This is a genomic window from Serratia sp. SCBI, from assembly GCF_000747565.1.
Lineage (GTDB): Bacteria > Pseudomonadota > Gammaproteobacteria > Enterobacterales > Enterobacteriaceae > Serratia > Serratia ureilytica.
The window spans coordinates 1,029,106-1,053,069 of the sequence record NZ_CP003424.1 but is presented as its reverse complement, the minus strand read 5'-3'; the positions used below and the strand labels follow the sequence as shown (position 1 = coordinate 1,053,069).

At 59.9% G+C, this 23,964-nt stretch carries 25 protein-coding genes; 12 read left to right on the top strand and 13 right to left on the bottom strand.

Going from position 1 to position 23,964, the window contains the following annotated elements; translation table 11 throughout:
* The first annotated feature begins 1 nt into the window (after window position 1).
* The 5 genes from cyoB to SERRSCBI_RS04845 all read left to right on the top strand — a co-directional run bounded on the left by cyoB (window position 2) and on the right by SERRSCBI_RS04845 (window position 5,406).
* Entirely contained in the window at window positions 2-1,993 is a 1,992-nt protein-coding gene (gene cyoB, locus SERRSCBI_RS04865; RefSeq protein ID WP_033642067.1) for a cytochrome o ubiquinol oxidase subunit I, read from the top strand.
* Window positions 1,983-2,597: a cytochrome o ubiquinol oxidase subunit III gene (locus tag SERRSCBI_RS04860; RefSeq protein WP_004940367.1), complete on the top strand. Its 615-nt coding sequence runs from the start codon at window positions 1,983-1,985 to the stop codon at window positions 2,595-2,597. The genes cyoB and SERRSCBI_RS04860 overlap by 11 nt, the downstream gene beginning before the upstream one ends.
* Window positions 2,597-2,935 carry a cytochrome o ubiquinol oxidase subunit IV gene (locus SERRSCBI_RS04855; RefSeq protein ID WP_004940369.1) on the top strand — a complete coding sequence of 113 codons (339 nt, stop codon included), beginning with the start codon at window positions 2,597-2,599 and terminating at the stop codon, window positions 2,933-2,935. Before SERRSCBI_RS04860 ends, SERRSCBI_RS04855 begins: the two co-directional genes overlap by 1 nt.
* Before the next feature lie 17 nt (window positions 2,936-2,952).
* The gene (gene cyoE, locus SERRSCBI_RS04850; protein WP_025301761.1) at window positions 2,953-3,843 is read left to right on the top strand and encodes a heme o synthase; all 891 of its coding nucleotides are present in this window, start codon (window positions 2,953-2,955) and stop codon (window positions 3,841-3,843) included.
* 198 nt (window positions 3,844-4,041) lie between these two features.
* Window positions 4,042-5,406, top strand: coding sequence for an MFS transporter (locus SERRSCBI_RS04845; RefSeq protein ID WP_042783785.1), 1,365 nt, complete (start codon window positions 4,042-4,044; stop codon window positions 5,404-5,406).
* Window positions 5,407-5,440: 34 nt separating this feature from the next.
* Here SERRSCBI_RS04845 and SERRSCBI_RS04840 read toward each other — a convergent pair whose 3' ends face one another.
* Window positions 5,441-5,932, bottom strand: a complete 492-nt coding sequence (locus SERRSCBI_RS04840; RefSeq protein WP_004940373.1) for a YajQ family cyclic di-GMP-binding protein — start codon at window positions 5,930-5,932, stop codon at window positions 5,441-5,443.
* A 182-nt stretch (window positions 5,933-6,114) separates the two neighbouring features.
* Here SERRSCBI_RS04840 and panE point away from each other — a divergent pair, with 182 nt between their 5' ends.
* Both panE and yajL read left to right on the top strand, forming a co-directional pair.
* Complete coding sequence (gene panE / locus SERRSCBI_RS04835; RefSeq protein WP_033642065.1) at window positions 6,115-7,026, top strand: 2-dehydropantoate 2-reductase; 912 nt, start codon at window positions 6,115-6,117, stop codon at window positions 7,024-7,026.
* Window positions 6,989-7,579, top strand: a complete 591-nt coding sequence (gene yajL, locus SERRSCBI_RS04830) for a protein deglycase YajL (RefSeq protein ID WP_033642064.1) — start codon at window positions 6,989-6,991, stop codon at window positions 7,577-7,579. Before panE ends, yajL begins: the two co-directional genes overlap by 38 nt.
* A 66-nt stretch (window positions 7,580-7,645) precedes the next feature.
* On the opposite strand, the gene thiI is transcribed toward yajL, so the two are convergent.
* Window positions 7,646-9,094, bottom strand: coding sequence for a tRNA uracil 4-sulfurtransferase ThiI (gene thiI / locus SERRSCBI_RS04825; protein WP_033642063.1), 1,449 nt, complete (start codon window positions 9,092-9,094; stop codon window positions 7,646-7,648).
* Between the two features lie 160 nt (window positions 9,095-9,254).
* Here thiI and xseB point away from each other — a divergent pair, with 160 nt between their 5' ends.
* The 4 genes from xseB to SERRSCBI_RS04805 all read left to right on the top strand — a co-directional run bounded on the left by xseB (window position 9,255) and on the right by SERRSCBI_RS04805 (window position 13,427).
* Window positions 9,255-9,518, top strand: coding sequence for an exodeoxyribonuclease VII small subunit (gene xseB / locus SERRSCBI_RS04820; protein ID WP_033642062.1), 264 nt, complete (start codon window positions 9,255-9,257; stop codon window positions 9,516-9,518).
* A 5-nt stretch (window positions 9,519-9,523) separates the two neighbouring features.
* Window positions 9,524-10,444 (top strand): (2E,6E)-farnesyl diphosphate synthase, encoded by a 921-nt coding sequence (gene ispA, locus SERRSCBI_RS04815; RefSeq protein WP_033651083.1) that lies wholly within the window; start codon window positions 9,524-9,526, stop codon window positions 10,442-10,444.
* A gap of 34 nt (window positions 10,445-10,478) precedes the next feature.
* Window positions 10,479-12,344 carry a 1-deoxy-D-xylulose-5-phosphate synthase gene (gene dxs, locus SERRSCBI_RS04810; protein ID WP_033642060.1) on the top strand — a complete coding sequence of 622 codons (1,866 nt, stop codon included), beginning with the start codon at window positions 10,479-10,481 and terminating at the stop codon, window positions 12,342-12,344.
* 108 nt (window positions 12,345-12,452) lie between these two features.
* Entirely contained in the window at window positions 12,453-13,427 is a 975-nt protein-coding gene (locus SERRSCBI_RS04805; protein ID WP_033642059.1) for an aldo/keto reductase, read from the top strand.
* A 32-nt stretch (window positions 13,428-13,459) separates the two neighbouring features.
* On the opposite strand, the gene pgpA is transcribed toward SERRSCBI_RS04805, so the two are convergent.
* From pgpA to nrdR, 6 genes are all read right to left on the bottom strand, one after another.
* Window positions 13,460-13,954, bottom strand: a complete 495-nt coding sequence (gene pgpA, locus SERRSCBI_RS04800) for a phosphatidylglycerophosphatase A (protein WP_042783784.1) — start codon at window positions 13,952-13,954, stop codon at window positions 13,460-13,462.
* Window positions 13,947-14,939 carry a thiamine-phosphate kinase gene (gene thiL, locus SERRSCBI_RS04795; RefSeq protein ID WP_042783783.1) on the bottom strand — a complete coding sequence of 331 codons (993 nt, stop codon included), beginning with the start codon at window positions 14,937-14,939 and terminating at the stop codon, window positions 13,947-13,949. The genes pgpA and thiL overlap by 8 nt, the downstream gene beginning before the upstream one ends.
* 53 nt (window positions 14,940-14,992) lie before the next feature.
* Complete coding sequence (nusB, locus tag SERRSCBI_RS04790) at window positions 14,993-15,409, bottom strand: transcription antitermination factor NusB (RefSeq protein WP_004940384.1); 417 nt, start codon at window positions 15,407-15,409, stop codon at window positions 14,993-14,995.
* Between the two features lie 20 nt (window positions 15,410-15,429).
* Window positions 15,430-15,900: a 6,7-dimethyl-8-ribityllumazine synthase gene (gene ribE, locus SERRSCBI_RS04785; protein ID WP_004940385.1), complete on the bottom strand. Its 471-nt coding sequence runs from the start codon at window positions 15,898-15,900 to the stop codon at window positions 15,430-15,432.
* Between the two features lie 107 nt (window positions 15,901-16,007).
* The gene (ribD, locus tag SERRSCBI_RS04780; RefSeq protein WP_033642057.1) at window positions 16,008-17,117 is read right to left on the bottom strand and encodes a bifunctional diaminohydroxyphosphoribosylaminopyrimidine deaminase/5-amino-6-(5-phosphoribosylamino)uracil reductase RibD; all 1,110 of its coding nucleotides are present in this window, start codon (window positions 17,115-17,117) and stop codon (window positions 16,008-16,010) included.
* A 10-nt stretch (window positions 17,118-17,127) separates the two neighbouring features.
* A complete protein-coding gene (nrdR, locus tag SERRSCBI_RS04775; protein ID WP_004940387.1) occupies window positions 17,128-17,577 on the bottom strand; it encodes a transcriptional regulator NrdR in 450 nt (149 codons plus the stop codon).
* A gap of 176 nt (window positions 17,578-17,753) precedes the next feature.
* On the opposite strand from nrdR, the gene SERRSCBI_RS04770 reads away from it, so the two are divergent.
* Window positions 17,754-18,314 carry a DUF3251 domain-containing protein gene (locus SERRSCBI_RS04770; RefSeq protein WP_042783782.1) on the top strand — a complete coding sequence of 187 codons (561 nt, stop codon included), beginning with the start codon at window positions 17,754-17,756 and terminating at the stop codon, window positions 18,312-18,314.
* 65 nt (window positions 18,315-18,379) lie between these two features.
* Here the strand turns inward: SERRSCBI_RS04770 and secF are convergent, their stop codons facing one another.
* From secF to queA, 5 genes are all read right to left on the bottom strand, one after another.
* The gene (gene secF / locus SERRSCBI_RS04765; RefSeq protein ID WP_019454209.1) at window positions 18,380-19,348 is read right to left on the bottom strand and encodes a protein translocase subunit SecF; all 969 of its coding nucleotides are present in this window, start codon (window positions 19,346-19,348) and stop codon (window positions 18,380-18,382) included.
* 10 nt (window positions 19,349-19,358) lie between these two features.
* Complete coding sequence (gene secD, locus SERRSCBI_RS04760; RefSeq protein WP_071845087.1) at window positions 19,359-21,206, bottom strand: protein translocase subunit SecD; 1,848 nt, start codon at window positions 21,204-21,206, stop codon at window positions 19,359-19,361.
* Between the two features lie 24 nt (window positions 21,207-21,230).
* Complete coding sequence (gene yajC / locus SERRSCBI_RS04755) at window positions 21,231-21,563, bottom strand: preprotein translocase subunit YajC (RefSeq protein WP_004940391.1); 333 nt, start codon at window positions 21,561-21,563, stop codon at window positions 21,231-21,233.
* Window positions 21,564-21,596: 33 nt separating this feature from the next.
* Window positions 21,597-22,721 (bottom strand): tRNA guanosine(34) transglycosylase Tgt, encoded by a 1,125-nt coding sequence (gene tgt, locus SERRSCBI_RS04750; protein WP_016928877.1) that lies wholly within the window; start codon window positions 22,719-22,721, stop codon window positions 21,597-21,599.
* 72 nt (window positions 22,722-22,793) lie between these two features.
* On the bottom strand, window positions 22,794-23,864 hold the full coding sequence (queA, locus tag SERRSCBI_RS04745; RefSeq protein ID WP_033651079.1) for a tRNA preQ1(34) S-adenosylmethionine ribosyltransferase-isomerase QueA: 1,071 nt from the start codon (window positions 23,862-23,864) through the stop codon (window positions 22,794-22,796).
* Window positions 23,865-23,964 lie beyond the last annotated feature (100 nt).

The window sequence follows — 23,964 nt, the reverse complement described above, 5'->3', positions numbered from 1 at the left end:
GATGTTGGGAAAATTAACACTTGATGCGGTTCCGTACCACGAACCGATCATCATGGTCACCGTAGCCGCAATTATCGTCGGGGGCCTGGCAGTGCTGGCGCTGCTGACCTATTTCGGCAAATGGAAGTGGCTGTGGAGCGAATGGCTGACTTCGGTCGACCATAAAAAAATTGGTATCATGTATATCGTCGTGGCGATGGTCATGCTGCTGCGCGGCTTCGCCGACGCCATCATGATGCGTAGCCAGCAGGCGTTGGCGTCCGCCGGCGAAGCCGGATTCCTGCCGCCGCACCACTACGACCAGATCTTCACCGCGCACGGCGTCATCATGATCTTCTTCATGGCGATGCCTTTCGTGGTCGGCCTGATGAACGTCGTGGTGCCGCTGCAAATCGGCGCGCGCGACGTCGCCTTCCCGTTCCTGAACTCCCTGAGCTTCTGGTTCTTCGTGGTGGGCGTTGTGCTGATCAACATCTCCCTGGGGGTCGGTGAATTCGCTCAGACCGGTTGGCTGGCGTATCCGCCGCTGTCGGGTAAAGAGTACAGTCCTGGCGTCGGGGTCGATTACTGGATCTGGAGTCTGCAGATTTCCGGTCTGGGTACCCTGCTGACCGGCGTGAACTTCTTCGCCACCATTCTGAAGATGCGTGCCCCTGGCATGCCTATGATGAAGATGCCGGTGTTCACCTGGGCGGCGCTGTGTACCAACGTCCTGATCATCGTTTCTTTCCCAATTCTGACCGTCACCATCGCGCTGCTGACCCTGGATCGCTATCTGGGCACCCATTTCTTCACCAATGATATGGGCGGCAACATGATGATGTACATCAACCTGATTTGGGCCTGGGGTCACCCAGAGGTGTACATTCTGGTTCTGCCGGTGTTCGGCGTGTTCTCCGAAGTCACCGCGACCTTCTCCAGAAAACGCCTGTTCGGCTATACCTCACTGGTATGGGCAACCATCGCGATCACCGTTCTGTCGTTCATCGTATGGCTGCACCACTTCTTCACCATGGGGTCCGGCGCGAACGTTAACGCCTTCTTCGGTATCGCCACCATGATCATTTCCATCCCGACCGGGGTGAAAATCTTCAACTGGCTGTTCACCATGTATCAGGGCCGCATCAAGCTCAACTCCGCAATGCTGTGGACCGTTGGCTTCATCATCACCTTCTCCGTGGGTGGTATGACCGGCGTTCTGCTGGCTGTGCCGGGCGCGAACTTCGTGCTGCACAACAGCCTGTTCCTGATCGCGCACTTCCACAACGTCATCATCGGCGGCGTGGTGTTCGGTTGCTTCGCGGGCCTGACCTACTGGTTCCCGAAATCCTTCGGCTTCACGCTGAACGAAAAATGGGGCATCCGCGCGTTCTGGTTCTGGATCATCGGCTTCTTCACCGCCTTCATGCCGCTGTACGCATTGGGCTTTATGGGCATGACCCGTCGTATCAGCCAGAACATCAACCCTGAGTTCCACCCTCTGCTGCTGGTTGCAGCCGGCGGTGCGGCGCTGATCGCCTGCGGCATCCTGTGCCAGCTGACCCAGATCTTCGTCAGTATCCGTGACCGCGAACAGAACCGCGATCTGACCGGTGACCCATGGGGCGCTCGTACTCTGGAGTGGTCAACGTCTTCTCCACCGCCGTTCTATAACTTTGCCGTAGTGCCGCAGATTCATGACCGTGATGAGTTCTGGGACATGAAAGAAAAAGGCGAAGCCTATAAGAAACCGGCTAAGTACGAACCGATTCATATGCCTAAGAACACCGGCGCCGGCGTTATCATCGCCTTCTTCAGCCTGGTATTCGGTTTCGCAATGATTTGGGAAATCTGGTGGATGGCTCTGGCCGGTTTCATCGGTATGATCGTCGTCTGGATCGGCAAGAGCTTCGATCACGATGTTGACTACTATGTGCAGGTTGATGAAATCGAGCGCATTGAGAACCAACACTACGAACAAATCCGTAAAGCAGGCGTGAACCATGTCAACTGAAACTCTGACCAATCATAACGCAGCCCATGCAGAGCATGGGCACCACGATGCGGGTGAGACCAAGGTCTTCGGATTCTGGATCTACCTGATGAGCGACTGTATTTTGTTTGCGAGCTTGTTCGCGACTTATGCAGTCCTGGTGAACGGGACCGCCGGCGGTCCCTCTGGCAAAGACATCTTCGACCTGAAGTTTGTCTTGGTCGAAACTTTCCTGCTGTTATTCAGCTCCATCACCTACGGCATGGCGATGATCGCCATGAACAAGGGTAAAGTTGGCGGTGTAAACACCTGGCTGTTCCTGACCTTCCTGTTCGGTCTGGGCTTCGTGGCGATGGAAATCTATGAATTCCATCACCTGATCGCCGAAGGCTTCGGTCCGGATCGCAGCGCGTTCCTGTCCAGCTTCTTCGCGCTGGTCGGCACCCACGGTCTGCACGTGACTTCCGGCCTGATTTGGATCATCGTGCTGATGATTCAGGTGAGCAAGTTCGGCCTGACCGCGACCAACAAAACCCGCCTGATGTGCCTGAGCCTGTTCTGGCACTTCCTGGACGTGGTCTGGATCTGCGTATTTACCGTTGTCTACCTGCTGGGGGTTATGTAATGAGCCATTCATCCCATGAAACCTCTCACGGCGGCGCAAGCCACGGCAGCGTGAAGTCATACCTGATCGGCTTTATCCTGTCGATCATCCTGACGGTAATTCCATTTGCGATGGTAATGAACGGCACTGCCTCTCATTCCACCATCCTGGCGGTTGTTGTCGGTATGGCGGTTATCCAGGTGATTGTTCACCTGGTTTACTTCCTGCACATGAACACCTCATCGGAAGAGCGCTGGAACCTGGTGGCATTGCTGTTCACCGCTATGATCATCGGTATCGTTGTTGTAGGTTCACTCTGGATTATGTACAACCTCAACATCAATATGATGGTCGATTAAGAGCTGAGCTGCACGTGATGATTAAGCAATACCTGCAAGTCACTAAACCAGGAATTATTTTCGGCAATTTAATTTCTGTCGTTGGGGGATTCCTGCTCGCTTCCAAAGGGAGCATCGACTATCCCCTGTTTCTCGCCACCCTGGTGGGTGTCTCGTTGGTGGTCGCGTCGGGCTGTGTGTTTAACAACTACATCGACCGCGACATCGACAAGAAGATGGAGAGAACGAAGAATCGGGTGCTGGTAAAAGGCCTGATCGCGCCGAGTGTCACCCTGGTTTATGCGACCGCGTTGGGTATTGTGGGCTTCGCGTTGCTGTATATCGCGGCCAACCCGCTGGCCATGTGGCTGGCGGTGATGGGCTTCGTGGTTTATGTCGGCGTTTACAGCCTGTACATGAAGCGCCACTCGGTCTACGGCACGCTGATCGGCAGCTTGTCGGGTGCCGCGCCGCCGGTTATCGGTTACTGCGCGGTCACCAACGAGTTCGACGCCGGCGCGTTGATCCTGCTGGCTATCTTTAGCCTGTGGCAGATGCCGCATTCTTATGCGATCGCTATCTTCCGCTTTAAAGATTACCAGGCGGCCAACATTCCGGTGCTGCCGGTGGTGAAAGGCATTTCCGTCGCCAAGAACCACATCACGGTCTACATCCTGGCGTTTATGATCGCCACGCTGATGCTGACCCTGGTGGGCTACGCCGGCTACAAATACCTGATCGTCGCTGCGGCGGTGAGCGTATGGTGGCTGGGCATGGCGCTGCGCGGTTACAAAACCGAAAACGACAGCGTCTGGGCGCGTAAACTGTTCGTATTCTCCATCGTCGCCATCACCTCGCTGAGCGTGATGATGTCGATCGACTTCAGCGCCACGGCGGCGCCTGAAGCGCTGGTGACCTACGTTTGGTAAGCCAAATCATCTGTCAATGGGCCGCGTATGCGGCCCATTTTATTTGTCACGCCGAAAAGCGGCCAAACTGTAATATCTGTTAAACAACATTCGATTTACCCCCCCTGCCCCGCACACTAAAATGACGCAGCTTTACAGAAATCATGCCATCAGGCGCTGTCTCAACGTCTGATGGCATGGTTTTTACCGAGGTTTGATGTGAACGATAATTCAATGACCCCGCAGGAGCGCCGCGCCACCTGGGGATTGGGCACCGTATTTTCCCTGCGCATGCTCGGCATGTTTATGGTCTTGCCGGTGTTGACCACCTACGGCATGGCGCTCAACGGCGCCAGCGAAGCGCTGATCGGCATCGCCATCGGCATTTACGGCCTGGCGCAGGCGGTGTTTCAGATCCCGTTCGGCCTGGTGTCCGATCGCATCGGCCGCAAGCCGCTGATCGTCGGCGGCCTGCTGATCTTTGCCCTCGGCAGCGTGATCGCCGCCGTCACTGACTCTATCTGGGGCGTGATCCTCGGCCGCGCGTTGCAAGGCTCCGGCGCCATCGCCGCCGCGGTAATGGCGCTGCTCTCCGATCTGACCCGCGAGCAGAACCGCACCAAAGCGATGGCGTTTATCGGCGTCAGCTTCGGCATCACCTTCGCCATCGCCATGGTTCTGGGCCCTATCATCACTCACGCCTTGGGCTTGCACGCGCTGTTCTGGATGATCGCCGTGCTGGCGCTGGCCGGCATCGTCATCACCCTGGCGGTGGTGCCTTCCGCCGACACCCATCTGCTGAACCGCGAGTCCAGCATCGTGCGCGGCAGCTTCCGCAAAGTGCTGAACAACTCGCGCCTGTTGAAACTCAACTTCGGCATCATGTGTCTGCACATTCTGCTGATGTCGAGCTTCGTGGCGCTGCCGCTGGCGATGGAAAAAGCCGGGCTGGCGGCCAGCGAACACTGGATCGTCTACCTGGTGACCATGCTGGTGTCGTTCGCCGCCGTGGTGCCGTTCATTATCTATGCCGAGAAATATCGCCGCATGAAGCAGGTGTTTATGGGCTGCGTGGCGGTGCTGTTCTGCGCCGAAGTGCTGCTGTGGCTCTCCGGCGCTCATCTATGGGGCATCATCGCCGGCGTGCAGCTGTTCTTTATGGCCTTCAACGTGATGGAAGCCATCCTGCCTTCGCTGATCAGCAAAGAATCGCCGGCCGGCTATAAGGGCACCGCGATGGGGGTGTACTCCACCAGCCAGTTTATCGGCGTGGCGATCGGCGGCAGCCTCGGCGGCTGGCTGTACGGTTTGCAGGGGGCAGGCTTGGTGTTTATCGCCGGCGCAGTATTGGCCGCCGTCTGGTTCCTGGTCAGCAGCACCATGAAAGAACCGCCGTATGTCAGCAGCCTGCGCATTACGCTGTCGGAACTGGCGGTGAAGGATTCAGCGCTGGAAAGCCGCCTGAAGGCGCAGCCCGGCGTGGCCGAGGCGATCGTCGTGCCGGAAGAGCGCAGCGCCTACGTCAAGGTGGATACCAAGCAGACCAATCGCGGTCAGTTGGAAGCGCTGGTCAATTCGCTGTAAAAAATCAGGGCCGGCAATGCCGGCCCCGTCGAGATTAATCGCGGAAGTTCTTGAACTGGAACGGCTGGCCCAGATCGCCGCCGCGCACCAGCGCCATCACGCTCTGCAAGTCGTCGCGTGACTTGCCGGTCACCCGCACTTCTTCGCCCTGGATCTGCGCCTGCACCTTCAGCTTGCTGTCTTTGATCAGCTTGACGATTTTCTTCGCCACGCTGGTTTCAATCCCCTGCTTCAGCTTGGCTTCCACGCTGTAGGTTTTACCGCTGTGGGTAAACTCTTCCGGGATCTCCAGCGCGGCGCCGTCGATGCTGCGCTTGCTCAGCTTTTCGCGCAGAATGTCGAGCAGCTGCTGCACCTGAAAATCAGACTCGGTGGCAACCTTGATGCTTTGATTCTTCTCGTTTAGCTCAAAGCTGGCCGGCACGTTGCGAAAATCCCAGCGGGTGCCGAGATCGCGGGTGGCGTTCTCAACGGCGTTACGCACTTCCTGCATATCAATTTCGGAAACGATGTCGAAAGATGGCATACTTCTTCCTCCTGAATGAGTGCCTAATAGCTTAGGCGATTTTGATGCCGAGCATGATAACCGCTTTGCCGCCTCAGACAAAATCTGCTGAACGCACGCAGGGATAGCGCTTCAGGCTGCCATAAAGCCTATAGTTAGATCACGGTAATTGAGCGGTATTCCCGTGTTTCCAAGGAGACTGAATGAAAATAACCATTCTTGGTTGCGGCGCGCTCGGACAACTGTGGCTCTCCCGGCTGTATCAGCAGGGCCACGATGTACAGGGATGGCTAAGAGTGCCGCAGCCTTTTTGCGCCGTGAACGTGATAGAGCCGGAAGGCGTCTCGTTTAATCGCAATTTGCCCACCAACGATCCGGAGCACCTCGCGCAAAGCGAGCTGCTGCTGGTGACGCTGAAAGCCTGGCAGGTATCCAGCGCGGTCAGCGCGCTGTTGCCGAAGCTGAGCCCCCGCTGCGCCATCTTGCTGCTGCACAACGGCATGGGCACTCAGGAGGAGCTGCCGCCGAATGGCCAGCCCATCTTGCAGGGCACCACCACCCACGCCGCGCGCCACGAAGGCAGCACCATTATCCACGTCGCCACCGGCATCACCCACATCGGCCCCACCTCACCGGCCGCCCAGCACCTCAGCCACCTGGCGGAAGTGCTGCATCAGGCGCTGCCCGACGTCGCCTGGCACAACAACATCGCCTCGGCCAACTGGCGCAAGCTGGCGGTCAACTGCGTGATCAACCCGCTGACGGCGCTGTACGGCTGCCGCAACGGCGATCTGCAGCGCTACCCGGAGCAGATCGAAGCGCTGTGTCGTGAAGTCGCCAGCGTGATGGCCATGGAGGGTTACCACACCTCCTGCGAAGGCCTGATGCAATACGTGATGGACGTGATCCACAGCACCGCCGACAACGTTTCGTCGATGCTGCAGGATATCCGCAGCCAGCGGCATACCGAGATCGACTACATCACCGGCTACCTGCTGCGCCGCGCGCGCAGCCACGGCCTCACGCTGCCGGAGAATGCGCGGCTGTTTGAATTGATTAAACGAAAGGAAAATGAATATGAGCGTATCGGCGCTGGTCTGCCTGGCACCTGGTAGCGAAGAAACCGAAGCCGTCACCACCATCGATCTGCTGGTGCGGGCGGGCGTTAAAGTCACTACCGCCAGCGTCGCCGGCGACGGCGAGCTGACTATCGTTTGTTCACGCGGCGTCAAGCTGCTGGCCGACGCGCCGCTGGTGGCGATCGTCGATGAGCCTTTCGACGCCATCGTGCTGCCCGGCGGCCTGCAGGGGGCGGAATGCTTCCGCGACAGTCCGCTGCTGGTGGAAAAAGTGCGGCAGATGCATCTGCAGGGCCACATCGTTGCCGCCATCTGCGCGGCCCCGGCGCTGGTGTTGCAGCACCACGATCTGTTCCCGATCGGCAACATGACCGGTTTCCCGGGTTTGAAAGATCGGATACCGGCGGATAAATGGATGGAGCGCCGCGTGGTGTACGACGCGCGCGTCAACCTGCTCACCAGCCAGGGGCCGGGCACCGCGATGGAGTTTGCACTGAAGCTGATAGACCTGCTGCTCGGCAAGGCCAAAGCGGCGGAGATCGCCGCGCAGCTGGTGCTGATCCCTGGGATGTACGATTTCCGCGACTGAGCGGCTTGCCGATAAAAAAAGGGCTGAACACCGGTTCAGCCCCTCTCATTTACGCCGCTGCCCGCGTTACGGGCGATAAACCTTCACGTTGCTGAAGCCCTGCTCCAGCAGGTACAGCGCCTGCAGGCGGCTCATTACGCCGCGCTCGCAGTACAGCAGATAGGTTTTGCTCTGATCCAGATCGCCGAACTGGGTGCTCAGCTTATAGAACGGCAGCGCTTTCACTTCAACCTGTTCCAGCTGCAACGGCTTCTCTTCCTGCTCGTCGTTGGAACGGATATCCAGGATCACCTCGTCGGCGCCGAAGGCCGCGACGGTTTCCACTTCGGTCACCTGCTCCTGCGCCTGCTCGGCGATGGAGCGAATATCGACGTTCTTCGCCTCGCTCACCACCCGATCGAGAATGCTGAAATCGAAGTGGCTTTCTTCCTCTTCAATCTTGGCCTTGACGGCTTTTACCGTCGGGCTCTTCGAAATCACGCCGCAGTATTCCGGCATGGTTTTGGCGAAGTCCTCGGTGCCGATTTCACGCGCCAGTTTGATGATGTGCTCTTTATCGTGCGAGATCAGCGGACGCAGGATCAGCGTATCGGACGCATTGTCGATCAAGCGCAGGTTGGTCAGCGTCTGGCTGGACACCTGCCCCAGCGCCTCACCGGTTACCAGCGCCTGCACGCCGTAGCGTTCGGCCACTTGCGAAGCGGCGCGCACCATCATGCGCTTGAGCACCACGCCCATCTGGCCGTCGTCGACTTTCTCCAGGATCTCGCCCACCACCGGTTCGAAGTCGATGGCGACGAAGCGCACCTTGTGCGAACTGGCGAAACGGTTCCACAGATAGTGCGCCACCTGCTTCACGCCAATCTCATGCGCGGCGCCGCCCAGGTTAAAGAAGCAGAAATGCACGCGGCAGCCGCGACGCATCAGCATATAGCTGGACACGCCCGAGTCGAAACCGCCGGAAATCAGCGACATCACATCTTCCTGAGTGCCGACCGGGTAACCGCCGATGCCTTCGAGGCGGCGTTTAACCAGCATCAGCTTGTCGTCTTCGATCTCAAGGTTTACCGTGACCTGCGGGCGGGTCAGGTTAACGCGCGCGCTGTCGATATGCTGGTTCAGACCGCCGCCGACGTAGCGCTCCACGTCCTGCGAGTTGAACGCCTGCTTGCCGCGGCGCTTGACGCGCACGCAGAAGGTTTTGCCTTCCAGCTGGGCGCGGTAGGCTTCCAGCGTCTGCTCGAAGATGTGGTGGATATCGGTATAAGCGCGATCCTCCACTTCCAGAATATGGTGGATGCCGGGGATCCGCGTCAGCGCGTCGGCGATGACCGGCCGCTGGTTTTCATCTTTGGCGCGAACTTCGATATGATCCCAGTGACGGACGACCGCCAGCGTTTCATCATACTGCTTCAGGACGTTGCGAATATTGGTCGAGAGAATCTTGATAAAGCGCAAGCGCACAGATTGGCTCTTGATGGTGATTTCCGGGAACAATTTAATGATAAACTTCATGGCGGTCTTTGTTGTCAGATAAGAATTACGGCGCGGAGTATATCACCATATCGCCGTGCTCTGCGCACAAAACCACACATGAGCGCCATGATTTGCTAATCAAGATCCGCTAGGATAGGCTCTGGCGCCACGGTTCACATGATGACGTAAAAAGAAAATTATGCCGAAAAAACCAGCACAATCAGCCAGTACAGAGCAAACAGCCAGCTTTGAAAGCGCCCTCGGCGAGTTGGAAAGCATCGTGACGCGTCTGGAGTCGGGCGAACTGCCGCTGGAAGACGCGCTGAACGAATTCGAACGCGGCGTGCAGCTGGCGCGTCAAGGCCAGCAGAAACTGCAACAGGCGGAACAGCGTGTGCAGATCCTCCTTAACGACAGCGCCGACGACGCGGCGTTGGCGCCTTTCACACCGGATACCGAGTAACCGACATGTCTGAGATCGTCCCATCGGCCGCTTTTGCCGATCAACTGCAGATTTTCCGCCGGCGCGCCGATCGCGCGCTGCTGGATTTCATCGCCCCGCTGCCGTTCAACGACGGCAACATGGTGGCGGCGATGCGTCATGGCGCCTTACTGGGCGGCAAGCGCCTGCGCCCGTTCCTGGTGTACACCACCGGCCAGATGTTCGGCGTATCGCTGACCAACCTGGACGCGCCGGCGGCGGCGGTGGAATGCATTCACGCCTACTCGCTGATCCACGACGATCTGCCGGCGATGGACGACGACGATCTGCGCCGCGGCCAGCCGACCTGCCACATTAAATTCGGCGAAGCCAACGCGATCCTGGCCGGCGATGCGCTGCAAACGCTGGCGTTTTCGATCCTGGCCGATGCCGAAATGCCCGACGTGGCGCTGCGCGATCGGCTGGCAATGGTCTCCGAACTGGCGGCAGCCAGCGGCGTCGCCGGCATGTGCGGCGGCCAATCGCTGGATCTGGAAGCCGAAGGCAAGCGTGTCGATCTGCAGGCGCTGGAGCAGATCCACCGCCACAAAACCGGTGCGTTGATCCGTGCCGCGGTGCGTCTGGGCGCGCTGAGCGCCGGCGAAGCAGGACGAGCGGCGCTGCCGCAGTTGGATCGTTACGCCGCTGCGGTCGGCCTGGCGTTCCAGGTGCAGGATGACATTTTGGACGTTGTCGGCGAGACTGAAAAGATCGGCAAGCGCCAGGGAGCGGACCAACAACACGGAAAGAGTACCTACCCGGCGTTACTCGGGCTTGACAGCGCGAAAGCAAAAGCGTGGGATCTCTATCAGGAAGCATTAGCTGCATTAGACACTTTGGCAGCGCAATCTTATAACACAGCGCCATTGCGAGCGTTAGCCAGCTTCATTATTGAACGCGACAATTAACGTGTGACGTTAACTCCTCTGATATGAGTATCGAATGAGTCTTGATATAGCCAAATACCCAACCCTGGCGCTAGCGGAAAACCCCGAGGAACTCCGCTCACTGCCCAAAGAGAGCTTGCCGAAGCTGTGCGATGAGCTGCGGCAATATCTGCTGAACAGCGTCAGTCGCTCCAGCGGCCACTTTGCCTCCGGGCTGGGTACCGTCGAACTGACGGTGGCGTTGCATTTCGTCTACAACACGCCGTTCGATCATCTGGTGTGGGACGTCGGCCACCAGGCCTACCCGCACAAAATCCTGACCGGCCGCCGCGACCGGATCGCCACTATCCGGCAAAAGAACGGGTTGCACCCCTTCCCGTGGCGCGCCGAAAGCGAATACGACGTGCTGTCGGTCGGCCATTCGTCAACCTCGATCAGCGCCGGCCTCGGCATGGCGGTGGCGGCAGAGCGTGAAGGCAAAGGCCGCCGCACGGTGTGCGTGATCGGCGATGGCGCCATCACCGCCGGCATGGCGTTCGAAGCGATGAACCACGCCGGCGACATCAATCCGGACATGCTGGTGGTGCTGAACGACAACGAGATGTCGATCTCGGAAAACGTCGGCGCGCTGAACAACCATCTGGCACAGCTGCTGTCCGGCAAGCTTTACTCCACCCTGCGCGAAGGCGGCAAGAAAGTGCTGGCCGGCGTGCCGCCGATCAAGGAGCTGGTGAAACGCACCGAAGAGCACCTGAAAGGCATGGTGGTGCCGGGTACGCTGTTCGAAGAGCTGGGCTTCAACTACATCGGCCCGGTAGACGGGCACGACGTACAGGGCCTGGTCGCCACGTTGAAAAACATGCGCGATCTGAAAGGCCCGCAGCTGTTGCACATCATGACCAAGAAAGGCCGCGGTTACGCGCCGGCGGAGAAGGATCCGATCAGCTTCCACGCGGTGCCGAAGTTCGATCCCGCCAGCGGCACGCTGCCGAAAAGCGCCGGCGGTCTGCCGACCTATTCGAAAATCTTCGGCGACTGGCTGTGTGAAACCGCCGCCAAAGACAGCTCACTGATGGCGATCACGCCGGCGATGCGCGAAGGTTCCGGCATGGTGCAGTTCTCGCGCGACTATCCGCAGCAATATTTCGATGTGGCGATCGCCGAGCAACACGCGGTCACCTTCGCCGCCGGGCTGGCGATCGGCGGCTACAAGCCGGTGGTGGCGATCTATTCCACCTTCCTGCAACGCGCCTACGATCAGCTGATCCATGACGTGGCGATCCAAAACCTGCCGGTGATGTTCGCCATCGATCGCGGCGGCATCGTCGGCGCCGACGGCCAGACCCACCAGGGGGCGTTCGATCTGTCGTTCATGCGCTGCATCCCGACCATGGTGATCATGACGCCAAGCGACGAAAACGAATGCCGCCAGATGCTGTATACCGGCTATCACTACAACGACGGCCCGAGCGCCGTGCGCTATCCGCGCGGCACCGGCACCGGCGCTGCGCTGGAGCCGCTCAGCCTGCTGCCGATCGGCAAAGGCGTGGTGCGCCGCCAGGGGGAAAAGATCGCCATTCTCAACTTCGGCACCCTGCTGCCGGAGGCCGCTGCGGCGGCGGAAGCGCTCAACGCCACGCTGGTCGACATGCGCTTCGTCAAACCGCTGGACGAGCAGCTGGTGCTCGAACTGGCCGCCAGCCATGAAACGCTGGTCACGCTGGAAGAGAACGCCATCATGGGCGGCGCCGGCAGCGGCGTCAACGAACTGCTGATGGCCAAACGCCGTCCGGTGCCGGTGCTGAACCTCGGCCTGCCGGACAGCTTCGTCTCACAGGGCACCCAGGAAGAACTGCGCGCCGATCTGGGACTGGACGCCGCCGGCATTCAGCGTCAAATCGAAACCTGGCTGGCGCAGTAATTCGCCACTCGCGCCTGATAAAACGCCTCCGCCTTCGGGGGCGTTTTCATTTCCGCCCTCCGGGATCCGCGCTACAGTTACTGTCTGAGCTGTGAATGGGAGGCAAGCATGAAATATCTCAAACTGGGCAACACCGATCTGAACGTCTCGCGCATCTGCCTGGGTTGCATGACCTACGGCGAACCGAGCCGCGGCAATCACGCCTGGACGCTGCCGGAAGAAAGCAGCCGCCCACTGTTGAAACAGGCGCTGGAAGCCGGCATCAACTTTTTCGACACCGCCAACAGCTATTCCGACGGCAGCAGCGAGGAGATCCTCGGCCGGGCGCTGCGCGACTATGCACGCCGCGAGGAGGTGGTGATCGCCACCAAGGTCTATTTCCCGCTGAGCAACCTGGAGCGCGGTTTGTCGCGCGCCAAGATCATGCAGTCCATCGACGACAGCCTGCGCCGTCTCGGCACCGACTATGTCGATTTGCTGCAAATCCATCGCTGGGATTACGAAACGCCGCTGGAAGAGACGCTGGAAGCGCTACACGACGTGGTGAAAGCCGGTAAGGCGCGTTATATCGGCGCCTCTTCCATGTACGCCTGGCAGTTCGCCAAGGCGCTGTATACCGCCGATCTGCACGGCTGGACGCGCTTCGTCAGCATGCAGGATCAATACAACCTGATCCAGCGCGAAGAAGAGCGCGAGATGCACCCGCTGTGCGCCGCCGAAGGCATCGCCGTACTGCCGTGGAGCCCGCTGGCGCGCGGCCGCCTGACCCGCCCCTGGGGCGAAACCACCGCCCGCCTGGTCTCGGACCAGTTCGGCAAGAGCCTGTACGATGAAACCGAAGGCATCGACGCCATTATCGCCGAGCGCGTCGCCAGCCTGGCGGAGGAACGCGGCGTGCCACGCGCGCAGATCGCGCTGGCTTGGCTGCTGAACAAGCCGGCGGTCAGCGCGCCGATCGTTGGCGCATCACGCAGCGAGCAGTTGGACGACGCCATTGCCGCGGTCGACTTGAGTTTGTCGCCGCAAGAGGTGGCGGAGTTGGAAACGGCTTACGTGCCGCATCGGGTGACGGGGTTTGAATAAGAGAAGCGGGCGCGAAGAACCGCGCCCGGCTGTCAGAACAGCCCGATCGGCCAGTGGTGCCCAATCAGGTAGATGACGCCCGCAGACAGCACGCCGGCGATGATATCGTCGACCATGATGCCCATGCCGCCATGCACATTGCGGTCGAACCAGCGGATCGGCCACGGCTTCCACATATCCAGAATGCGGAAGATGACGAAACCGGCGGCGACCCAGCGCCAATCGTTGACCGGCAGCGCCATCAGCGTGATCCACATGCCGACGAACTCATCCCAGACGATGCTGCCGTGATCGTGCACCTTCATGTCTTTTGCCGTGCGGTGGCAAATATAGACGCCGATGCAAATGCTGAACATCACCGTCAGCGAGTAGAGCTGCCACGGCAGTTGGATCAGCAGCAGCCAGAACGGGATCGCCGCCAGCGATCCCATGGTGCCCGGCATCACCGGCGACAAACCGCTGCCAAAACCGGTGGCCAGCAGGTGCCACGGATTGCTCATCCGCAGCCGACGCTTGGCTTCATCCATGGGTGCCCGGCTCCGCGTTGAAATGATCGAACCCGGCCCAGTCCAGCACCACCGCCTCGTCGTTGCGGTAATAGCGAATGCCTTCAGACAGCGGGCCAATCTGGCCGATACAGGTGTAATCGGCCCCGAGGTGGCTCAGCGCCACGTCCAGCGCGCCGCGGTTGATCTCCGGCACGGTGAAGCACAGCTCGTAGTCTTCGCCGCCCGCCAGCGTCCAACGCAGCGCCTGTTCGGCATCGGCATGGCTGCTCAGCGCCTGCGACATCGGCAGCTCGTCCAGCACGATGCGCGCGCCGCAGTCGCTGGCCTTCAGGATGTGCTTCAGATCGGAAATCAGGCCGTCGGAAAGATCGATTGCCGAGCTGGCCAGATCGCGCAGCGCCTGCCCCTGCAGCACCCGCGGCTGCGGACGCAGATGGCGAGCGACCAGATAATCGCGCGCCGCGCTATCCGTCACCGCCAGGCGATCCTGCAGGATCGCCAAACCGGCGGCGCTGTCGCCCAGCGTGCCGGTCACATAGATCCAGTCGCCGATGCGCGCGCCGCTGCGGCTCAACGCCCGGCCGGCCGGGATCAGCCCCTGAATGGTCAAGGTCATGCTCAGCGGGCCGCGCGTGGTATCGCCGCCGATCAGCTGCATGCCGTAATAATTGAGTTGATCGAACAGGCTGTCGCTGAACGCCTTCAGCCAGGGTTCGTTCACCTCCGGCAGCGTCAGGGCCAGCGAGAGCCACGCCGGATCGGCGCCCATCGCCGCCAGATCGCTCAGATTGACCGCCAGCGCTTTATACCCGAGATCGGCCGGATCGATGTCCGGCAGGAAGTGAATGCCCGCGACCAACGTATCGGTACTGACGGCCACCAGCTGTTTTTCCGGCACTGCCAGCAGTGCGCAGTCATCTCCAATGCCCAACTGTACATCCCGGCGCACGCGCTTAAACCGGTCAAAATAGCGGGCAATGAGGTCAAATTCGCCGCATGCCATATCGATATTCCACTAGAAGAAATTAAGGCCGGGAATGCCGGCCTTAATGTTTTTTACTTTTTCTTGCGAAGGGTTGGCGCCACTTTATCCAGCACCCCGTTCACAAACTTGTGGCTGTCTTCCGCGCCGAAGGTTTTCGCCAGCTCGATCGCTTCGTTGATCGCCACCTTGTAAGGGACATCCTCGCGCATTTTCAGTTCAAACAGCGCGACGCGCAGCACCGCGCGTTCCACCTGGCCCAGCTCTTCGAGCTGACGCGACAGGTAAGGCGCCATCAGTTCGTCCAGCATACCTGCATTCACTGCCGCGCCGGACAGCAACTCGCGAAAATAGGCGACGTCAACATCTTTGACATCCTGCTCCGTCAGGAACTGGTGTTCAACATCGGCAAGGTCGTTTTTAGACAACTGCCAAGAGTAAAGCGCTTGAACAGCGCACTCACGAGCGCGGCGACGAGCAGCAGGTTTCACGGAATTCCCCTTAACTAAATTCAGGCTTTAATAGCTTTGATAACATTAATCATTTCAAGTGCGGTCAACGCGGCTTCAGCGCCCTTGTTGCCCGCTTTGGTGCCGGCGCGTTCGATCGCTTGTTCGATGCTTTCGGTGGTCAGCACGCCAAAGGCAACCGGGATTTCGGCATTCATCGCAACGTTGCCGATGCCGGAGCTGGCTTCGCCCGCCACATATTCGAAGTGCGCGGTGCCCCCACGGATAACGGTGCCCAGCGCAATAACCGCGTCGTATTTGCCGGTTTTGGCCAATACGCTCGCCGTCAGCGGCAGCTCGTAAGCGCCCGGGACCCAGACAACGGTGATGTTGTCGTCAGCAACCTGACCAATGCGTTTCAGCGCGTCGATGGCGCCTTCCAGCAGGCTGTCGTTGATGAAATTGTTAAAACGTGCAATTGCGATCGCCACACGGGCATTTGGAGTAGCAACAACACCTTCGATAACTTTCATGGGCTTTCCTTAAAAATGGGTTCAATACCCCGCAGGGGGGCGGATTCTATCATATTCTTTCATCGCCTGCGCGGCGCTTTTGTAAAACCGGCGCGCGGGCGCGAGATTCAGTGTTTCGCCCGCAGGCGCAAACGCAGATCGGGGCCAACCTGGCGCACGTCGCTAAAGACGAATTCCGGTGCGTCGGCCAGACGCTCAAGGCCCGGCAAATGACACAGGCCGCGGCCATTATCGCCCAACAGTTTTGGCGCGATGTACAAAATGAGCTCATCCACCAGGCCGGCCTGCAGCAGCGCGCCGGCCAGCGTCGCCCCCGCCTCCACCCAGATTGAATTCACCTGGCGCTTGGCCAACAGCATCATCATCACCACCAGATCGACGCCGCCGCCGTGCGCCGGGCAGATAAACTGCTCAACGTCTTGCGGCCAGGCCTGTTCATCCGCCTGCAGCCGCGCCAGCCAGGTGGCGCCCGGCTGCTGCACCACGCGGTGCTGTGGGGTAATGCGATTTTGGCTGTCGAGCAGGATGCGCAGCGGCTGACGCAGATTTTCGCGCGGATAGAGGCGCTGGGTCTCGGCATCCAGCTCATCCCAACGCACCGTCAGCGACGGATCGTCCGCCAGCACGGTGGCGCTGGTGCTGAGAATGGCGGCGCTCTGCGCACGCAGTCGCTGCACGTCCTGACGCGCTTCGGGTGAGGTGATCCACTGGCTTTCGCCGGAGGCCATCGCCGTGCGGCCGTCCAGCGACGCGCCCAGCTTCAGTTGCACATAGGGAAAACCGGTGCGCATGCGTTTGAGGAAGCCCAGGTTGACCGCTTCGGCCTCGGCCAGCATCAGGCCATGACGTACTTCGACGCCGGCTTGCTGCAGCTTGTACAAGCCGCGCCCCGCCACCTGAGGATTGGGATCTTGCATCGCCGCGACCACCCGCGTCACGCCGGCGGCCACCAGCGCATCGGCGCAGGGCGGCGTGCGGCCGTGATGGCTGCACGGCTCGAGCGTCACATAGGCGGTGGCGCCGCGCGCCTTGTCGCCCGCCATGCGCAGCGCGTGCACTTCCGCGTGCGGCTCGCCAGCGCGCAGATGATAGCCTTCACCGACAATTTCGCCGTCGCGCACGATAACGCAGCCGACGTTCGGATTGGGCGCGGTGGTGAAACGCCCCAGCCGCGCCAGCTCGAAGGCGCGCGCCATGTAAAATTCGTCGTGATGCATGAAAGATCCTTTAGTCTTGCAGGCGGGCAATCTCTTCGCCGAACTCGCGCACGTCTTCGAAGCTGCGGTACACCGACGCGAAGCGAATGTAGGCGACCTTATCCAGCTTTTTCAGCGCGTCCATCACCAGATTGCCGACTAACTTGGTCGGCACTTCGCGTTCGCCGGTGGCGCGCAGTTGGGATTTGATATGGTTAAGGGCGTTTTCCACGTCGTCCGAGCTGACCGGGCGCTTCTCCAGCGCTTTCAGCATGCCGCGACGCAGTTTGTCTTCGTTGAACGGCTCGCGCACCTCATCGCTTTTAATCACTCGCGGCATCACCAGCTCGGCCACCTCGAAGGTGGTGAAGCGTTCATTGCATACCAGACACTGGCGACGACGGCGTACTTGCGAACCGTCCCCCACCAGGCGGGAATCAATGACTTTGGTATCAACGGCGGCGCAGAAAGGGCAATGCATAACACGTCCTGATAAACGTTTTTTATAGATAAATGCAGTTTAACCCGAAGTGAAGCCACAACAAAGGGCGTCAGCCATTTGTTGCGATAAGCGGCGGGCAGGCGGCGCCGATATGACTTTCACCGCCATGCGGGCTAAGCTTGATAGCAGGAGATTCAGCATAGGAAATCGCCGTCATGACAACCCGTTACCCCAAAATCACCCTGCTCGCCGCCGCCGTGTTGCTCACTGGCTGCGCGCACAACGCCGCCGTGCCTCAGCTGCGCCATCAGGTCGCCGCACTGAACCAAAAAGTGAGCGTATTGACCGATCAGGCCACCGCGCTGGAGCGGCAAAACCAGCTCAATCAGCACTCCGACAACGGCGTCTACCTGCTGCCGGCGGCGCGGAGCGCCGCCCGTTTGCAAAGCGGCATCGGCGAACTGAGCGTTTCGCTGAGCCACATCAAGAGCGAAGCCAACGGTGCCCAGGCGCAGCTGCATGTGCGCATCCTCTCACAGGCCACGCTGCCGCCGTTTAAAGCGGTGGTGGAATGGGGCCAACTGGACGCGGCCACCGGCCGGCCGCTGACCGCCGAGGCGCTGTCGCAACCGATCGCCAGCGCCGACTCGCTGCTGCCGAAACCCGGGCAGGACTTCGAGCTGCGCTTCAGCGGCCTGACGCCGGAACAGCTGGGCTATATCCGTCTGCACAGCCTGGTAGCCACCGCCCAGCCGGCGGTGGTGCAGCAACACTGAAATCCGAGGCAAAAAAAAGGAGCGCCGATAGGCGCTCCTTCTCATTTCGCTGAATACTGCGGCGGTTAAGGCAGAATCGAAGGCTGATCCGCGCCCTCTTTTTCCACTTTTTGCTGCAGCATGTGTTCGCGTTTCATCCCCAGCTTCAACGCCAGCGCGGACGCGACGTAGATAGAGGAAACGGTACCGATCGACACGCCGATCAGCATCGCCAGCGAGAAGCCTTGCAGCATCGCGCCACCGAAGATGTACAGCATCAGCACCACCATCAGGGTGGTCCCGGAAGTCATCAGCGTACGGCTCAGCGTCTGGGTCAACGACACGTTCATGATCTCGTAAGGCGTGCCGCGGCGGATCTTGCGGAAGTTCTCACGAATACGGTCGGAGACCACGATGCTGTCGTTCAGCGAGTAACCGATAACCGACATCAGGGACGCGACGATGGTCAAGTCAATCTCGATGTGGAACAGCGACAGCACGCCCAGCGTGATGATCACGTCGTGCGCCAGCGCGATAACCGCCCCCAGCGCCAGGCGCCATTCGAAGCGGAAGCCGACGTAGATCAGGATACAGATCAACGCCACCAGCAGCGCCATGCCGCCGGTTTGCGCCAGCTCGCTGCCCACGCTCGGGCCGACGAACTCAATGCGCTTCACGGTGGCGTTTTTATCCACCGAGTCGTTGATCACGCCGATCACCTTATTGCCCAGTTCCTGGCCTGCGGTGCCGGTCGCCGGTGGCATGCGCACCATCACGTCGCGGCTGCTGCCGAAGTTCTGGATAATCGGATCCTGGAACCCGGCCTTCTCCAGCGTGTCGCGCATCAGGTCGAGGTTAGCCGGCTTCTCCAGGTTGATTTCAATCACCGTACCGCCGGTGAAATCCAGACCCCAGTTAAAGCCGCGCACCGACATGGTGGCGATCGACGCGACCAACAGCACCAACGAGATGCCGAAAGCCACGTAGTCCCAGCGCATAAAGTCGTAGACTTTACGGCCGTAGTTGAGTTGCTCAACAGTATAATCCTGTGCCACAACGCACTCCTCAGATAGACAGCTTGTTAATGCGTTTGCCGCCGTAAAGCAGGTTGACGATGGCACGGGTACCGACAATCGCGGTGAACATGGACGTCGCCACACCGATAGCGGTGGTGATCGCAAAGCCCTTGATCGAACCGGTGCCGACTGCGTACAGGATGACCGCGGTGATCAGGGTGGTGATGTTGGCGTCGACGATACTGGAGAACGCGCCTTTATAGCCCTCATGGATCGCCTGCTGAACGGATCGGCCGTTCTTCAGCTCTTCCTTGATACGTTCGTTAATCAGTACGTTGGCGTCGACCGCCACCGCCAGCGTCAACACGATCCCGGCAATGCCCGGCATGGTCAGCGTCGCCCCCGGCAACAGGGACATCACGCCGACGATCAACACCAGGTTAGCGACCAGCGCCGTGGTGGCGATCACGCCGAACTTACGGTACCAGACCACCATGAAGACGATGGACGCCACCAGGCCCCACAGACAGGCTTCCAGACCTTGGGTGATGTTCTGCTGACCCAGGGTTGGACCGATGGTGCGCTCTTCAACGATCTGAATCGGCGCAATCAGCGCACCCGCACGCAGCAGCAGCGAAAGCTGACGCGCTTCGTTCGGGTTGCCGATGCCGGTGATGCGGAAGCTGTTACCCAGACGCGACTGAATGTTCGCCACGTTGATCACTTCTTCCTGTTTCACCAGCACCGCACGGCCGTTGGCGTCTTTCTTGCCGCTGTCCTTGTACTCCACGAACAGGGTCGCCATCGGTTTGCCGATGTTGTCCTTGGTGAAGTTGGACATCGACGTGCCGCCGGCGCTGTCCAGCGAGATGTTAACCTGCGGCTGGTTGTATTCGTCGGTGCTCGAGGTGGAGTCGGTGATGTGGTCACCGGTCAGGATCACGCGCTTGTACAGCACGATCGGCTGGCCGTCGCGGGTGTATTTCACCTCGGAATCGCCCGGCACGCGGCCGTTGGCCGCCGCGGTGGCGTCCGCATTGGTGTTCACCAGACGGAATTCCAGCGTCGCGGTGGCGCCCAGAATTTCTTTGGCGCGCGCGGTGTCCTGAATGCCCGGCAACTCAACCACGATGCGATCGGATCCCTGGCGCTGCACCAGCGGTTCGGCGACGCCGAGCTGGTTGACGCGGTTACGCAGGATAGTGATGTTCTGCTGTACGGCGTATTCGCGCGCTTCGCTCAGACGAGCGTCCGTCAGGCTGGCTTTCATGGTGTTGGCGCCATTGGCGGACAGCACCAGATCGCGCTGACGCGGGCCGATGTAGCTGATGGCCTGGTCACGGGCCGCATCGTCGCGGAAGCGAACTTCCACGCCGTTGTTGTCCAGCTTGCGGATAGACGCGTAAGGAATGCCCTTCTCGCGCAGCTCGCTGCGCAGGGTATCCATGGTTTGTTCCTGCAGCTTGCTCAACGCGGTGTCCATGTCCACTTCCATCAGGAAGTGCACGCCGCCGCGCAGGTCCAGGCCGAGTTTCATCGGCTCTGCGCCCAGCATGGCCAGCCAGGTCGGCGTGGCCGGCGCCAGGTTCAGCGCCACGACGAATTTGTCACCCAGCTCGGTCACCAGCGCTTCGCGGGCGCGCAGCTGAACGTCAGGATCTTTAAAGCGAGCCAGGATGGCGCCATTTTCCAGCGCAATCGACTTGCTCGCGATGTTGTCTTTTTCTAATACGGTACGGACCTGGTCCAGCGTAGTTTCACTGGCGGCGACGCCGCGCGCGCCAGTGATTTGTACGGCCGGATCCTCACCGTAGATGTTGGGAAGCGCATAAAGCAGACCGACGAGGATCACGACGATCAACATCAGATACTTCCACAAAGGATAACGGTTTAGCACGGCAATTCCCTTCGGGAAAAAAGATTACAGGGCCTTCATGGTACCTTTCGGCAGAACGGCCGCCACGAAGTCACGCTTGATCATCACTTCCGTGGTGTCGTTCAGCGCGATGGCGATGATGCCGGTGTCGGCCACTTTGGTCACGCGACCGATCAGGCCGCCGGTGGTCAGCACTTCGTCGCCCTTACCGATGGAGTCCATCAGCTTCTTGTGATCTTTCGCGCGCTTCTGCTGTGGGCGCAGGATCATGAAGTAGAAGATCAGGCCGAACACCACCAGCATAATGATCAGAGAGTACGGGCTTCCCTGAGCCGGAGCCCCTGCGGATGCGACGGCGTCAGAAATGAAAAAGCTCATTGAAATTCCCTCATTAAGTTATCAATTATTAGATCAAGCGTTTAAAGGCGGAATCGGCTTGCCGATCCGACCATAGAAATCCGCAACAAACTGCTCTAATTTACCCTCTTCGATAGCCTGGCGTAAACCCGCCATCAGGCGCTGGTAGTGACGCAGGTTATGAATTGTGTTCAGTCGAGCACCCAATATTTCGTTGCAACGGTCGAGATGGTGCAAGTAGGCGCGGCTGTAATGGCGACACGTGTAGCAATCACAGTCTTTATCCAGCGGAGAAGTATCATCCTTGTGCTTGGCATTACGGATTTTTACCACACCGTCAGTCACGAACAAATGGCCGTTGCGGGCGTTGCGGGTCGGCATGACGCAGTCGAACATGTCGATGCCGCGGCGCACGCCTTCCACCAAATCTTCCGGCTTGCCGACGCCCATCAAATAGCGTGGCTTATCTTCCGGAATTTGCGGGCAAACGTGTTCAAGAATGCGATGCATATCCTCTTTCGGCTCGCCTACAGCCAAGCCGCCCACAGCGTACCCATCAAAGCCGATATCCACCAGCCCTTTTACTGAAACATCACGTAAATCTTCGTAAACGCCGCCCTGAATGATGCCGAACAGCGCATTTTTATTTTCCAGCTCGTCGAAACGCTGGCGGCTGCGCTGCGCCCAACGCAGCGACATTTCCATCGAACGCTTGGCGTAGTCCCAGTCGGCCGGGTACGGCGTACATTCATCGAAGATCATCACGATGTCGGAACCCAGGTCATACTGGATTTCCATCGATTTTTCCGGGCTCAGGAACACCTTGTCGCCGTTGATCGGGTTGCGGAAGTACACGCCTTCCTCTTTGATCTTGCGCATCGCCCCCAGGCTGAACACCTGGAAACCGCCGGAGTCGGTGAGGATCGGGCCCGGCCACTGCATGAAATCGTGCAGATCGCCGTGCAGCTTCATGATCTCCTGGCCAGGGCGCAGCCACAGGTGGAAGGTGTTGCCCAGCAGGATCTGCGCGCCGGTCTCTTTCACTTCTTCCGGCGTCATGCCCTTGACCGTGCCGTAGGTACCGACCGGCATAAAGGCCGGGGTTTCCACTACGCCGCGGTCAAAAATCAGGCGGCCGCGGCGTGCGCGGCCATCGGTAGTTTGTAGTTCGTACTTCACAAAGCCTCCAGCATCAGAGAAACAGTCTGATGTCGTTGAAACGGGGCCGCGCCGTGGGCGCAGCCCGGGAAATTAACCGCCGACGGACTCGTTTTCCGCCTGCGGATTACGGCTGATGAACATCGCATCGCCGTAGCTGAAAAAGCGATACTGCTCGGCCACCGCCTGCTGATAGGCGTTCATGGTATTTTTGTAGCCGGCGAAAGCCGACACCAGCATGATCAGGGTGGACTCCGGCAGGTGGAAGTTGGTCACCAGCGCGTCGATCACCTGATAGTGGTAACCCGGATAGATAAAGATGCTGGTGTCGCCGAAGAACGGCGCAATCAGCGCCTCTTTGCTGGCCGCCGCGGCGCTTTCCAGCGAACGCACCGAGGTGGTGCCCACCGCCACCACGCGCTTGCCGCGCGCTTTACAGGCCAGCACCGCATCCACGACCTCCTGCGGCACTTCGGCGTATTCGGCGTGCATCACGTGATCTTCGATGGTTTCCACGCGCACCGGCTGGAAGGTGCCGGCGCCGACGTGCAGCGTTACGAACGCCATTTCAACGCCCTTGGCGCGCAGCGCCGCCAGCAGCGGTTCGTCGAAGTGCAGACCGGCGGTCGGCGCGGCGACCGCGCCCGGCTTCTCGCTGTAGACCGTCTGATACAGTTCGCGGTCGGCGTCCTCATCCGGGCGAGCGATATAAGGCGGCAGCGGCATATGGCCGGCCGCGTTGAGAAGGGTGAAGACATCGCGTTCGTCGTTGAAGCGCAGCTCGAACAGCGTCTCGTGGCGCGCCACCATGGTGGCGGCGATGCTCTCGTCATCCCCCAGCAGCAGCTCGGCGCCCGGCTTGGGCGCTTTCGACGCGCGCACGTGCGCCAGCACGCGATGGTCGTCCAGCACGCGCTCCACCAGCACTTCAATCTTGCCGCCGCTGACCTTGCGGCCGAACATGCGCGCCGGGATCACGCGGGTATTGTTGAACACCAGCAGGTCGCCGGCTTCCAGCTTGTCCAGCAGATCGGTGAATACGCCGTGCGTCAGCGCCCCGCTCGGCCCGTCCAGCTGCAGCAGGCGGCATGCGCTGCGCTCGGCCTGGGGATAGTGGGCAATCAGGGATTCGGGAAGTTCAAACGAAAAATCAGCGACGCGCATGGGTATTCACTTCTTCAATTTAAGGCTGGTTGGTAAAAAACAGGCGGCCTAGTCTAAAGCCGGGGGCGGTCAGCGGCAAGAAATAAGGAGGATTTGCCTG

Coding starts and splice junctions, on each gene's coding strand:
- SERRSCBI_RS04860 (WP_004940367.1), top strand. CDS start 1,983: ATGTCAACTGAAACTCTGACCAATCATAACGCAGCCCATGCAGAGCAT.
- yajL (WP_033642064.1), top strand. CDS start 6,989: ATGAGCGTATCGGCGCTGGTCTGCCTGGCACCTGGTAGCGAAGAAACC.
- thiI (WP_033642063.1), bottom strand. CDS start 9,094: ATGAAGTTTATCATTAAATTGTTCCCGGAAATCACCATCAAGAGCCAA.
- SERRSCBI_RS04840 (WP_004940373.1), bottom strand. CDS start 5,932: ATGCCATCTTTCGACATCGTTTCCGAAATTGATATGCAGGAAGTGCGT.
- xseB (WP_033642062.1), top strand. CDS start 9,255: ATGCCGAAAAAACCAGCACAATCAGCCAGTACAGAGCAAACAGCCAGC.
- yajC (WP_004940391.1), bottom strand. CDS start 21,563: ATGAGCTTTTTCATTTCTGACGCCGTCGCATCCGCAGGGGCTCCGGCT.
- SERRSCBI_RS04805 (WP_033642059.1), top strand. CDS start 12,453: ATGAAATATCTCAAACTGGGCAACACCGATCTGAACGTCTCGCGCATC.
- thiL (WP_042783783.1), bottom strand. CDS start 14,939: ATGGCATGCGGCGAATTTGACCTCATTGCCCGCTATTTTGACCGGTTT.
- queA (WP_033651079.1), bottom strand. CDS start 23,864: ATGCGCGTCGCTGATTTTTCGTTTGAACTTCCCGAATCCCTGATTGCC.
- panE (WP_033642065.1), top strand. CDS start 6,115: ATGAAAATAACCATTCTTGGTTGCGGCGCGCTCGGACAACTGTGGCTC.
- SERRSCBI_RS04855 (WP_004940369.1), top strand. CDS start 2,597: ATGAGCCATTCATCCCATGAAACCTCTCACGGCGGCGCAAGCCACGGC.
- cyoB (WP_033642067.1), top strand. CDS start 2: ATGTTGGGAAAATTAACACTTGATGCGGTTCCGTACCACGAACCGATC.
- ispA (WP_033651083.1), top strand. CDS start 9,524: ATGTCTGAGATCGTCCCATCGGCCGCTTTTGCCGATCAACTGCAGATT.
- nrdR (WP_004940387.1), bottom strand. CDS start 17,577: ATGCATTGCCCTTTCTGCGCCGCCGTTGATACCAAAGTCATTGATTCC.
- ribD (WP_033642057.1), bottom strand. CDS start 17,117: ATGCATCACGACGAATTTTACATGGCGCGCGCCTTCGAGCTGGCGCGG.
- dxs (WP_033642060.1), top strand. CDS start 10,479: ATGAGTCTTGATATAGCCAAATACCCAACCCTGGCGCTAGCGGAAAAC.
- ribE (WP_004940385.1), bottom strand. CDS start 15,900: ATGAAAGTTATCGAAGGTGTTGTTGCTACTCCAAATGCCCGTGTGGCG.
- SERRSCBI_RS04770 (WP_042783782.1), top strand. CDS start 17,754: ATGACAACCCGTTACCCCAAAATCACCCTGCTCGCCGCCGCCGTGTTG.
- pgpA (WP_042783784.1), bottom strand. CDS start 13,954: ATGGATGAAGCCAAGCGTCGGCTGCGGATGAGCAATCCGTGGCACCTG.
- cyoE (WP_025301761.1), top strand. CDS start 2,953: ATGATTAAGCAATACCTGCAAGTCACTAAACCAGGAATTATTTTCGGC.